We start from the raw sequence: 13025 nt of genomic DNA, 5'->3' as shown, positions 1-13025 counted from the left end.
TTTAAATTTGTTTTGAGCGATCTATTTTGGACTTTTTGGATAGGGCATTTAGCTTGGATTTTAGCTCCAAACAAGTTATCAAAATACTCTCTTGACCTATGCCTAGGATCGCATTTCTGATCTTTTGGGTCTCTTTTATGGTGGCGTTTTTGCCGTGGATATTTTCGTTTCTAATATCTTTTAAAATATACATAAAATTAAGTATTTTATAATAAAAGCCATTTTTTATATCATTTGGGACTAGGTTTTCAAAGGTGCTAGATATCTCGCTTTGCTTCATCAAATAGCCATATGAGCCTAAATTTGGTTTATGTGTGAAAATATCTTTTAGCTGATATTTTATACCTTGGACATCATATCTGATGGTTAAAAGTCCAGGATTATGATAACACAAATAGGCAAAAAGAGCTTTAAAAAGAGAGTAAAATTCTCTCTCAACGCTCTTAGAATACTTCACCAAAATAGAGCTAAAATCATTTAGCATATTTTTTTGGTTTTGTATGTATTCGATCTCGGCCAAAACTACCGCATCTATGGTATCGCTCATCAGTTTATCGATATTTGTGCCAAAGCAGTATCTAGATAGGGTTTTTTTGGTTTTTAGATATTTTTTGGTTTTATAGATATCTGTGTGGTGTAGGGTTTCATCTTCGAAATAGTTTTGGTCTTGGTCGATGATGAGTGGATATACATAGTTATTGCCATATAGGGCGTAGGTGTGATTATCACGCAAAGGCAAGGTGATACGGGACAAAAAATAATCCCTAACACTCTCAAATTCATTTCTATAAATTTCACGCATATCTGTGATGACAAACCAGCTCTCTACTAGCAAATTTTGCTCTTGATAATACTTAGGCGCTATGGCGGTGTGGTCATCGCTACTGATCTTTACCACCTTAGCGACATATAAATTTGAATAATCAGTGATAAAAAGCTGAGTGAAGCTATCAGGATTTGTATCATTATATATCTTTTCTAATTCGCCCTTAAAGGGGTGTGGCATATTGTTGTTTTTGACTCGTACCTTGCCAAATGCCACCTTGCCACACTCCTTTAGGAGTTCTAAATGCGCCTTTATCAAATCGCTATTATATCTTGGGTTGTATAGGATTAGAAGGTTATGCATCTCTGAATATATCCCCAAATTTTTTTGTATCTTTTGCTAAGAAAGAGTTGTTTAAATATTTATCTAAATACTCTTTTATCTCATCTGTATATTGAGCCAAAATCGAATTCTCAACCATAAAAATTCTCACCAAAATATCAATACTAACCCCATTATCGATGAATTTTCTCAACTCTTTTTGGGAGGTAGTTATCTTTGTTCCGTCTTGTCTGATCTGTTTTACTAGATCTTTTACACCTTCTTTTTGTAGTTCAAATAGCTTGAGCATATCATCTTTGGTTGGATTTTGTATGATATCTGAGCCGATGAGTATTCCGCTTTTGGCGTTTTGTGTGTAGAATTCCAAAGCAGATTGCTTGATTAGCTCTTTGTCTAGGATTTTGTCAGTGGTTTTGGAGCTTTGATTGATTTTGACTGATACAGATTTATTAAATCCACCGCTAAAAACTATAGCTTCACCCACTCTTAATTTGCTTAGAAAATCGCTTTGTTCATCTTCTAGCGCCATTGTATTTCCTATTGCCTTTTTATCATCGGCTGCAAATATTCTATGAACAATTTTTGTATTTGTGTTTTTTAGAACTTCAGGTGCTAGTTTGTTTGGTATTTGGTCTGCTATCATCAAACACTCACCATATTTTCTAATCTCAGCAAGCATATCGGTAAATACTTCTACACCTTGCTTTTTATTCATACTATCGCCAGGCTCATATTTGCTAAGAAGCCTATGCGCTTCTTCTATTAAGATTATGTGATTTAATTTATGCTCGTTTCGCTCTTCAAAATTTGATTTGATAGCTTCTAATAAATGAGTTAATATAAATCCCATAATAAGAGATTTTTCGCTACCATTTCTGATCTCTTCTAGCTCAAAAACGACTCTTTGATTAAGCAGTTGCTTGAAGTTTATTGAACGCTTGGTATTTAGCATAAAGCCCTTAGACCCTACGATAAGCCCTTTTAATCTAGCTCTAATTGAGCCAAGATAATCATTTTTAAGTCTTTCATCAAAGCCTTGTTTTTTAACCACATTTTCTACTTGGACAAGCAAATCATCAAGTGTAGGAAAGGCATAAACACCATCATCAAATGCTTTATCGCCATAATATTCATTTTTGTTTGTGCCGATATTCCAGCCTTTATTTTCGTAGCATTCATATATTGCACTTTCTATGATTTGTGGGATTGCGGCTTCCATATCAAAGGCTGCTTCTATACTAGCCTTTATCATATCGACCCTAGAGGTTATACTCTCATGTGGGAAGAATTCAAAAGGATTTAGCCTAAATGGGGCTAAGCTATCATTGCCAAGAGTGAAGATTAGTAAATCAGGATATTTCTCTTTTAAAATTCTATATTCTGTTTTGGCAGGCTCAATAACCAAAAAAGGCAAATTTGAATTTTCTAAAATATTCAAACAAGTTGTAGTTTTCCCGCTACCAGTTACGCCTGTGATAAAAATGTGTTTATCAAGGGATTTTTTGTCTATGCTTACGATTTTGTTTGTTTTGTTTCTACTTTGGAGTAGATAGCCCAGTTCTAATGGGTTATCGAATGTTTCGAAGTTTAGACCAAATTCCACTTCTTCTTTTAATTCTAGTCCCATAATATCTTTTTTTGGTAATCCAGCTATTAGACTTAGCTCTTTTGAGCTAATTAAATTTCCCATACCATAATCGCTTTGAGATAGTAGTGATTTTAGCTCTGTATCTACATCTGAATGGATTTTTGGTAGTTGTAAATTTTTTAAAGATTCTAGCTGTAAATCATCTTTTATCAAAAACGATCTTAAAGGTATTTTATTGCCAGTTTCACCACTAAATAGCGACATTACTGTATTTTCTAGCTTTTTTAGTATGGCTTTGGAATTTGAAAAGCAAAACATACCGCTTCTAAACATCCCCTTAGCACTACCATAATCCAACCTAGCCAAAAGCATATCATCAATGTATTTGATCCAATCTTGTGCTTGTTTATCTACTATTTCTGTGGTGACTGATTGTGAGTAGGATGTCCCTTCGCTAGTCCCTGTGGTGGTATTGGTGTTTGTGGAGGTGCTCTCATTGGTGCTAGTAGTTTTGGCTATCGATTTGCTCGTATTGCTACCTGTGGTGGTATTGGTGTTTGTGGAGGTGCTCTCATTAGTGCTTTGGTTTGAGCCAGTAGTTTGTGCTATTGCTTGGCTTTTACTGCTGCCTTTTGTCGTTGCGCTAGTTGTCACGGTGCCTTCACTAGAGCTTTTGTTTGTGCTAGATGAGCTACTAGATGAGCCGCTTCCTTTGCTTGTGCCTGTTTGGAGGGTAATACTTTTGTTTGTTCCTTCATTTGTACCTTCATTGTTGGTAGTAGTTTCTGTTCTGCTTTCGCTCTTATTGGCGCCTTTTGAAGTACCTTTTGTTTCTGATTGACCTTCGCTTTTGCTCTCATTTGTGCCGGTGCTGTCTGTTTGGCTATGGCTATCGCTAGTGCCTTTTGTCTCTGATTGGCCTTCGCTTTTACTCTCATTTGTGCTGGTATTTGTCCCATTAGATACTTGTCTGCTCTCTTTGCCTATTTCTGCTAGGGTCGCATATATATTAAAGATATTTTTTTTGACTATTTCTAGCTCAGCATCACTAACTAAGGATGAAATAATCATAAAGCCGTATTCTGGGCTATTACTCATAACATCAGCTAATCTATCAACCCCTTGAAACTCATCATCTTTTTCTAAGACCCCAGGGACGCCCTCTACTATGCTGTAATATTTGTTAGAGCCTATTCTTTCTAAAATTTTTCTTTTTGTATTCTCTTCGATTTTTTGGATTTCGCTACCACGGAAATTTCCTTTTATGCTAGGTTCTAGTATATATTTTCCTATTTCATCTATGTCGATTTCTAGCTCGTTGGTATAAGAATAATCTCTTGAAAGACCATAGTAAAACTCCACCCCTTCGCTATTGCCTAAAATCAAATAGATAAAATTTATCCCCTCTATTCTAAGAGAGCTAAGTACATTTTCTAAGGCCTCTCTCCTTGGTGAGTCTTTTTTGTATGTTACGCTATTTATCTTGTATAATACTACATCGCTAGTATCTAGTTCGGCGGTTTTTTCTACCTTATGTTTGTTGGCGTTTAGATAGTAGTTATTAAATTTTTCTAAAAAACTTTTGATTTCGCTCATTATTTTCTCCTTTGTCTATCTTCTCTCTCACGCATTTCACGGAAATATTTTTGCATCGGTGTTTCATCTTGGATAGTTGGGGCTATTGTGCCTTGATTGAATTGTTTTTTGCTAGAGTTGTTGGCTCTACTTTTTGGTGGTAATTGGTTTTTTAGTATTAAGTTAGTGTAAAACTCTTTTTCATACTGCTCAAAACCGATAGAATTACCATTTGGAGAGCTTATCTTGCCTTTAATATCAAAAAGCCCCAAAAGCAAATCAAGGGTTTCTTCATTCCAAATATCAGATTCTAGATCATTGCAAAATCTCTCATTTTGCATAATTAGATCATTTTTCTCATCCCATACAAAGCAAAAGTCCATCTCATCACCATTTGAAAACCCAACCTTCTCTTCCCACCAAGCCCAAAAATCAGAATTTATAGCTTGGAATTTTTCACCTTCTTTTTTGAGAAATTCAAGCTGTTGTTCGCTTTTATTTATATTTTTTAAGCGCAAGACAGCTATTTCATTATTTTGTATAAAAAACAAATTCACTCTTTTCATCTTTTCTCCTTGCCTAGTTTGGCAAAAAACTCTTTGCTATCATCTAATTTATATTTATCATTTAGCGATAAGTTTTTCATCTTTTTATTCTGTTTTTCTATCATTGCATCCATTTGTCGTCTTATCTCGTCCAAATCTAAATCTGGTTCGGACGGGACGCTAGATGACGAACCTACCGCCGAACAAACAGCACCAATAGCACCACACAAACCACCACCCGGAGTAATACTACCACCAATCGAATCCCAAAACCCCATATTTTCCCCCTATTATTCTATTAATTTATTAAATCTACTTGTGATCTCTTCATCGCTCATATTTGGATTTGCTGCTTTTAGACCACCTTCTATGGCATCAGAAACACCAGATGCTTTTTGTCCATCTGTCATCTTATCGCCATTTATGTAGTTGGTTACATTTTCAGCGCTTACACTATTTTTTGATGAGGTTTCTAGTATTTTAGTTATCTCAATTGGGGTTATCTTGCCTTCTTCGAATTTTTTTCCCATTTGGCCCCAAAATTCGTCGCTAGTTTGAAGTTGGTATTTTTCATCTATGGCTTTTATACCAAGCGCAGCACCAGTGGCGGTGTAAGCGGCTTTTTGTATATCGCTTAAATTGTCATTTAGCTTGACTTCACCAGATCTTATGCCCTCTCTTAGATAGTCTATATACTCATTTATACTATCAAAATCCTCTGGCTTTTTATCCATTTGCTCCATAGCTTGTCCTAAATCTTCTGGCCTTTCATTTTCTTTAAAGATTCCAAGTATATTAGCTATGGCTGACACGATAGTTGCCACTGGACCTAGATACGGAGCTATAGCAGTTGCTAACGCCCCAATACCAGCAGCAATAGCGCCACCCACAGTCGAACAAATAGACCCAACCGCTGAACAAAAACTACTAAGAGCACCACCAATCGCACTAAATAATCCCATATTTTCTCCTTATTTTTCTAATAATTTATTAAATCTACTTGCGATCTCTTCATCGCTCATATTTGGATTTGCTTTTTCTAAGCTATTTTCTATTAGCTCAGATACATCACTAGCTTTTACACCACTTTCTACTTTATCTCCTTTGATATAGTTTGCTATATTTTTTGTATCTATACCACTTTCTTTTGAGCTTTCTAGTAGAGCTTGGACTTCATCTGCGTTTATATCATCGCTTTTTGTTTTTAGTCCTACTAGAGCCCAAAAATCACTATTTGTAGTTAGAGCATACTTTTCATCTATAGCTTTTATCGCAATAGCTACCCCAAGAGCCATGTCAGCTATTTTTTCATTATCTGTTTTTGGCTTATTTGTATCAATGTTGCCAGATTTTATCTCATCTCGCAAGTGCTCAATGTAGTCGTTTATGCTATCGAAATCTTCTGGTTTTTTGCTACTTTCTCTCATAGCTTGACCAATGTCTTCGGTTTTATCCTCAGGCTTGATTATCCCTATAAGCGTGGAGATTGTTTGTATCACAAGAGCTATTTTTTCAACATACGGAGCTATTTTTTTTGCTATTTCTATTATATCTCCACCAACTTTACCAGCAAGATTGACAATAGTGTTAAATACACTAATAACAGTATCTAAAGGTATTTGAGGTATTATCATATTCTCTCCTTTTAATCTAATTTGATTTCTTTGTTTATATTTGATAATTTTTTTCCATTTTTATCAAATACTTCATAAATAAAGCTATTAACGCTTAGTTTTTTGATTTTGACTAAATCATCTGGGCCATACTCTTGGTCTAATATTAAATTTTGACTTTTTACACCGTTCTTACAAACCTATAAAATCCTATAAAAAGATATAAAACTCTATAAATAGGATTTTTGTTGTATTCCTGTTTCAACCTTGCTAGTTGCTATTTGATTTATTGCTAAATCATCTAGCAGAGCTGTCAAGTCCGCAGGCGTAAATTCGGCAAGAACTTTGCCTATTTTTTGCTTTAATTGTGAAAGCAAATTAAGACTAGCATTGTAGTCTCTATCAATGCTAATTCCACATTCATCGCAAATATAAACTCTATCTTTTAGAGCTAAATTTTCTTTTATAGTTCCACAATTAGAGCATAATTTAGAACTAGGATAAAATCTATCTACTTGATAGATTTCTTTATCGTTGTAGCTAGATTTATATTCTAGTTGCCTTTTAAACTCATAAAAACTTACATCGCTTATAGATTTAGCAAGTCTATGATTACTCATCATCCCTTTTACATTTAAATCCTCTAAGCAAAAATATTTAGCATTTGCTACCAAGCTAGAAGTAAGCTTGTGTAAAAAATCACTTCTTATATTTGCTATTTTACGATGCAATTTATTTAGCTTAATACTTGCTTTTAGATAATTGCTAGATTTTTTAATGCCTTGTAATGCTTCTTGCTTGGTTTTTGCGTGTTGCTTTTTGCTTAGCTGTCTAGCTCTTTTTATCATTAAACGATTAAACTTAGCTAATGGTTTAGGTGCTTTTATCTCTAAGCCATTAGATAAACTTAAAAACGATTTTAAGCCTACATCTATGCTAAGTGCTAGATTATTATTTTTAGCTTTATTATGAGTTTTTAGATACTCATCTTTACTAATTTGCATACTAAAAGAAACAAAGAATTTATCAGCACTTTGAGAAATAGTAAAAGAATTGATTTTACCATTAAATCTCAATTTCTCTTTCATTTTTACAAGTCCTAAATTTGGCACTTTTAGATATTTTTCATCTTTGATTATTGCTTGGTCTCCACCTATGTAATAAGAGCCGAAATTATCTTTCTTTTTCTTAAATTTTGGATAGCTTACTTTACCTTGTTTTAAATCTCTAAAAAATTTTTGAAATGCTAGATTTAGATTTAAAAAAGGCTGTTGCGTAGCATATTTACTTACTTCATACACAAAGGGGAATTGTTCTTTTTTAATGGCATTAAATTCCTTTTTTAAATCTAAATGTGTTACTTTAATGCCTTGCTTGTAGTATTCTTGCCATTTTGCAAGTCCCCAATTATAAGCAAGTCTAGCACAACCAAAGGCTTTTTTAAAATGAGTTTTAGCTTTATTATTTGGCTTTAACTCTATCTTATGAGAAATGCTAATAAGCTCATTATTATTTGCTGACATTTTCTACCACCACTTCTTGCATTTCATCTAAAAGTTTTTTATTTTTCTTTGAGCGTGAGCCATAAAGTCTAGCTGAAAATACTGTGATTATTTCCAACACATCTTTGGCTAATTCTTCTTCAAATTTTACGCTTTCTTCGCCTTTATTTATTATTATTACTTCTACTTCTTTGGCTTCACATATAGCAAATACTAGCTCAGCACCAAAGCGTAAAAGTCTGTCTTTGTGAGTTAAAACTAATCTTTTTACTTTGCCATCTAGAATTTGATTTAGCAATTTAGTTAAGCCTTTTTTATAATAATTCATACCAGAGCCTAAATCTTGTATAACTTCATAATTAAAGCCTTGTTTAGAACAATATAGCTCTAAGACTTGAACTTGCCTTATTAAATCATCTTTTTGGTCGTGGCTAGAAACACGAGCATAAGCAATAGTTTTTAAGCTATCTTTATTAAAAACTAGGTTTTTATTTATAGCTTTTAATGTTTCTAGCTTATACCTACGCTCTCCACCCTTAGTCATATCATCAGGTTTTAATAAGCCTTTTTTATCCCAATTTCTAAGAGTTTGGATAGTAACACCAAGAGCTTTACTAGCTTGACCGATTGATAATAATTTATTCATAGGACTATTTTAGCAAATTTTAAAAAATAAGTCAAGTAAAATCTATAAAATATTTATATAATTTTATAGATTTTTTTATAATTTACTTAGCAGTTATAAGCCCTCTATGCTAATGCTCTCTTCTGATGTAGCTCTAGCCTCGGCAGTATAGTAGATAGTGATTGTTTTTTCATCTGCGTAATCAGATATCTCTTTCCACTCTCCTTTATTGAACTCAGCATCGCTCCTATCTACAAGTAGCTTAAACTTCTCATATTTTTCACAACCTATATAAAACTCAAATTTAGCTTCATCTTCGGCACTAATTTCAGAGAATACTTGTATTTTACCGCCCTTTCTATTGTCCAATAGCCCAAAGACAACTCCAGTTTTGCAAGTTATCTCTTTAGAAAAGTCATCGCTGTGAGTTACTTCAAGCCCTCTTTGTCTTTTCTTCTCATCAGCTTCTGGTGTGCCAAGAGCAGGAAATATCTCAAAATTATTTTTATACTCTTCTGGTAGTTTACCTATCTCTTCTTCAAAGCACTGCATCACAAGAGCAGAGCGAGAGGCATTACCACCTAAAAATATACAAAGTTTATCATTGCTTGCTTTTAAATCCATTTTGCTAGCTACATTTTTAAAACTATTAATAAAGTTTTTTACACCTTTTGAAATTTGATATTTCAAAATTTTTTCTATTTTTTCTCTATCTACTTCTAAATCAACAGGCTTAAGCCCAGAGTCATTATCCATAAGCTGTAGATTTATCTTACCTGAGAGAATGTTTGAGATATTTTTATTATCTTTAGCGATCTCATCTATTTTGCCGATATTTTCCCAAAACGGCCTAATATATTCAACCAAAATAGTAGTATTTTTTCTAGATTCTCTTGAATCTTTGACTATGGATTCTGACCCACCAAAATCCTCTCCTAGCTCTGATTTGCTAAAAGAGCAGTTGCTCTCTTTCATTACCGCTTTGTTATCTTTGAAAATCTCAAAAGCCAATAACTCTAATAAATTTTCTCCACCCAAAGTAGGGTCGCCACCATCACCAAAATGCTCAATCTTATAATCAAATTTCCTACTATCTACCGTGCGCCACATACCAAAATCAAAATCAGTAGTCCCGCCACCAAAATCGAAAATTCCATAGCAGACAACTTCATCTGGCTTTAAATAAGGCGGTCTAAATCCATACTCTTTAAGAGCAGAAACAGCATACGCCGCTGGCTCGCTAGTCGTTATATCAACATTTATGTTATGCTTTGGTGATGTGAGAACTGCGTAAGGGATGGATTTTTTGATTCCTCTTTCAAAACTCTCTTTTATCTTATCTCTAACAGCTTTTTCATACTTAACAGGATAAGACAATACATAGTTTATATAAATTCCTTTTGTCATATTGTTTATATATCGCCCTATATAATAAGCATAAATTTCAATAGGATTTATATCTGTTGGATCGCATTTTAAAAAATCTTTTAGAGTGTATGTCTCTAATTTGTCTTTAATGCGAATTTTTGAGTTTTTGATTCTAGCCCATTGTTTAAGCTTGGTAAAAAATCTATAGAAATTTTCATTATCAGCTTCTTCTAAGTGATTAACAGCAGTGTGTGATATACATATATCATCCCACGAAGTAAGCGGTCTAGACTTCACAGAGAAATAATCTTCCATAAAAGTCCTAATATCTGTAAATTCGATTATTGTAGGATTTTCGTAATCATTTTTGTTGTGGTCTTTTTTGTAACTGCCACCACCAATGCGAATTAGTTGTTTTCTATTTGTCTTTGAGTCTATAAATCCAGCTACCGTGCTTTTGGTTCCAAAATCAATAGCCACCACATCATTTTCTCTAATATCCAAAATTGGAGATCTAGCGACCAAGGTGTCATTAAATTTAATTGTTACTGTGTTGTTATGAGCTTCACAAGCACGATAAATATCCCAGTGGCCTAAATTTATATCTTCACAAACCCCTCTGTCATATTTGTCTAAATTTGCTGCTATATTATCTACTTCAAGGAGCAAATCTATTAGCTCATTACGATCAACGCTATTTGTTGCGCTATCGTATGATTCGAGCTCGGTGATTCTTTTAAATAACCTTTCATCTTTGTGAAGTGTTATCTCAGAAATGTTTTTTATTTGTTCATTCATCTTATTCTCCTATTTTTACTACTGATTTATATGGCTGCTTACCATCTTTAAAGCCTTTAAATATAGTTTTTTCTATTTTTCCCCTAGATTTTCCTCCTAAATCTATGTGATTTGACTCATCAAATTCACTGCTAGCTTCAATCCTTTCTAAGCCATAAATATCTCTTTGAATCTCAAATAACTCATCAAAAAATTCGCTTAATTGGCTTATATCTTTATTATTTTTAGCTTCATTTTTTATATGCTCATAAAGATTGATAAGAGTATGTTTATCTCCACTTGTGATGATAAATTTCATTTGAGTATCTGCTTTTATATAGCTAAAAGTCTGACGAAAATCAGCTGGTAATTGCTTGTATAGATTAAACAAATCCGTATTTATATCTTTATTTAGCTTATCATTTTTTCTCTTTTCATCTGTTAGCTTACTATTTAGATCTTGATTTTTTGAATTTAGATCTCTATTTTCCCCTTTTAGATTATCTATCTGCTGTGTTAAGCCAATTTTGTCGCTTTTTAGTTGATCATTTTGAGATTTCTCACTTCTCAAATTCTCTGATAGCTCTTGTTTTTCGACTTCTAAGCGTTGTTTGTCATTACTCAAGATTTTGTTTTGGCTTTCTAAGACTGGGATTTTTTTTATTTCGGTTTTGTTTTCTGTATCTATTTCATTTAATTTCTTGGTGATACTTTCAATTTTCGTATCCAAATTAACCAAGGCTCTAACTATCTTTTCTATATCATCTTTAGTGATGATAATCTCTTTCATAAAATCAGTTGCTCTGATTTCAAACAACACTTTATCGCCTATATCGATTGCCATTATTTTTATTCCTTTCTTTTTGGTCGTTGCTTTGTAAAGAGTTTTTAATAGCTTACACAATATCTTTTTTGCTGATTTAAAGCTAATTTTATTTTTCATTTTCTTGATTGCTTGCTCCTTGAGTGTGATTTGAATTCTCTATTTTAGATTGAATGAAATTTTCATAAGATCTATTTCGTTCTTTTAAATATGGATTATTTTCATCATAATAGACATAGCCACAATCTGGACACACCACATTATGCTCTTGTGACTCTTGATCTGCTAGATCGATATCTTGGACTTTTAGTGCCACCATCTCAAAATACTCCTTTTTAAAATCATTATTCACACCTTTATCATAAATTAATAAGGCGAGTTTATTGTAATTGCTGATCTGCGCAGACCTAATCAAAGCAAATATAGTTTTTATAAAAATATAAACCAGCGCAAAATAAATATATATTTCTAAATTATCAATTTTGGATATATAAATAGCGATATTACTCATTATTTTGGTATCAAAAAACCAATCAATGATTCTAAATAAACTTATCAAAATAAATATATAAAAAGCGATCTTAGCAACCCTAAACACATAGGCCAAAGGTAGCGCTATAATCGTCATTAGATATGGATTGCGTAGTTTTAGACCTTTACTCTCGTATAAAATTTTGTTAGCATATAGATCACTTAAACTCTCGATTTTTTTAATTAACTTTTCGATTTTTTCATAATTTTTCGGTAAGACCATTTGGTTTAAAAGCACAAATTCTCTTAGTTTCATCACTACTCTCTTATGAAATAATTAATATTATTTTAAATTTTTACCACCCCACTGGCGTAATCCTAGCCACGCCAAACTCTCATAAATCAAATTTATAAGAGTTTGGCGGATTTGACATCAAAATCTTAATTATACCCCCCCCCTGTCTTAAAACCTACTGATAAGAGCGCTTTTATCGCTCTTTTTCACCAGTATTGGTAGCGCAAGACTATGATTGGTTTGTCTCGCAGGCATTGGTATTGAGTGGTTGTGCTTGATCGGCGCCATAAGGCTCTGACTTGTTGGCACCTTCATTAAATCCAGCATTCATAGACATAGCACCAAAAATCTTAAGCAAAGCCTCTCTCATCTCTGGCGATACCTCATTGAGATCTAAAATCGTGCGGTGATCTACTTCTTTGCCTGTGATCTTGGTTTGTAGTTTATCAAGAGCAGTTAGTGTAGTCTCTTCGGCTCTCTCAAGCGCATCATAAGACTTCCAAAGACCATTTTCTAATTTATCCAATAAGGTATCTTTGATGGAGTAATCATCGCCATATATCTTTTTGGATTTTTCCACCTCTTTATCTAGCCATTTTTTGGCCATGAAGCCCGCTGCACCTAGTGCGATCGCTGCTATTGCGTATTTTGCTTTCATTGTTTGCTCCTTGTATGTTGATTTATGGGACAGAAGTATAACAAAGCCAGATGACATAATTTGTCGTTTTATATAAG

12 protein-coding genes are annotated in these 13025 nt (G+C 33.4%); all 12 read right to left on the bottom strand.

Annotation, left to right across the window (positions count from 1 at the left end; translation table 11 throughout):
• Window position 1: 1 nt before the first annotated feature.
• Window positions 2-1129: an HP0729 family protein gene (locus tag CLAN_RS07225; protein ID WP_100590942.1), complete on the bottom strand. Its 1128-nt coding sequence runs from the start codon at window positions 1127-1129 to the stop codon at window positions 2-4.
• Entirely contained in the window at window positions 1122-4292 is a 3171-nt protein-coding gene (locus CLAN_RS07220) for an ATP-binding protein (RefSeq protein ID WP_100590941.1), read from the bottom strand. The genes CLAN_RS07225 and CLAN_RS07220 overlap by 8 nt, the downstream gene beginning before the upstream one ends.
• Entirely contained in the window at window positions 4292-4837 is a 546-nt protein-coding gene (locus tag CLAN_RS07215; RefSeq protein ID WP_100590940.1) for a hypothetical protein, read from the bottom strand. The genes CLAN_RS07220 and CLAN_RS07215 overlap by 1 nt, the downstream gene beginning before the upstream one ends.
• Complete coding sequence (locus tag CLAN_RS07210) at window positions 4834-5094, bottom strand: hypothetical protein (protein ID WP_100590939.1); 261 nt, start codon at window positions 5092-5094, stop codon at window positions 4834-4836. Before CLAN_RS07210 ends, CLAN_RS07215 begins: the two co-directional genes overlap by 4 nt.
• A 12-nt stretch (window positions 5095-5106) precedes the next feature.
• Window positions 5107-5778 carry a hypothetical protein gene (locus CLAN_RS07205; RefSeq protein WP_100590938.1) on the bottom strand — a complete coding sequence of 224 codons (672 nt, stop codon included), beginning with the start codon at window positions 5776-5778 and terminating at the stop codon, window positions 5107-5109.
• Between the two features lie 9 nt (window positions 5779-5787).
• Window positions 5788-6450, bottom strand: coding sequence for a hypothetical protein (locus tag CLAN_RS07200; RefSeq protein WP_100590937.1), 663 nt, complete (start codon window positions 6448-6450; stop codon window positions 5788-5790).
• A gap of 209 nt (window positions 6451-6659) precedes the next feature.
• Complete coding sequence (locus CLAN_RS07195) at window positions 6660-7952, bottom strand: RNA-guided endonuclease InsQ/TnpB family protein (RefSeq protein ID WP_172618492.1); 1293 nt, start codon at window positions 7950-7952, stop codon at window positions 6660-6662.
• Entirely contained in the window at window positions 7939-8577 is a 639-nt protein-coding gene (locus CLAN_RS07190; RefSeq protein ID WP_002782963.1) for an IS607-like element ISChh1 family transposase, read from the bottom strand. The genes CLAN_RS07195 and CLAN_RS07190 overlap by 14 nt, the downstream gene beginning before the upstream one ends.
• A gap of 93 nt (window positions 8578-8670) precedes the next feature.
• Window positions 8671-10722 carry an acetate and sugar kinases/Hsc70/actin family protein gene (locus CLAN_RS07185; RefSeq protein WP_100590936.1) on the bottom strand — a complete coding sequence of 684 codons (2052 nt, stop codon included), beginning with the start codon at window positions 10720-10722 and terminating at the stop codon, window positions 8671-8673.
• 1 nt (window position 10723) lies between these two features.
• Complete coding sequence (locus CLAN_RS07180; protein WP_147525235.1) at window positions 10724-11545, bottom strand: coiled-coil domain-containing protein; 822 nt, start codon at window positions 11543-11545, stop codon at window positions 10724-10726.
• 88 nt (window positions 11546-11633) lie between these two features.
• Window positions 11634-12311, bottom strand: a complete 678-nt coding sequence (locus tag CLAN_RS07175) for a hypothetical protein (RefSeq protein WP_100590934.1) — start codon at window positions 12309-12311, stop codon at window positions 11634-11636.
• A gap of 208 nt (window positions 12312-12519) precedes the next feature.
• Window positions 12520-12948, bottom strand: a complete 429-nt coding sequence (locus CLAN_RS07170; protein ID WP_100590933.1) for a hypothetical protein — start codon at window positions 12946-12948, stop codon at window positions 12520-12522.
• Between the last annotated feature and the right edge of the window lie 77 nt (window positions 12949-13025).

It is taken from the genome of Campylobacter lanienae NCTC 13004, from assembly GCF_002139935.1.
In the GTDB taxonomy this organism is placed as follows: Bacteria; Campylobacterota; Campylobacteria; order Campylobacterales; family Campylobacteraceae; genus Campylobacter; species Campylobacter lanienae.
The sequence above is the reverse complement of the archived record's forward strand: the minus strand, read 5'-3'. Positions and strand labels throughout refer to the sequence as shown.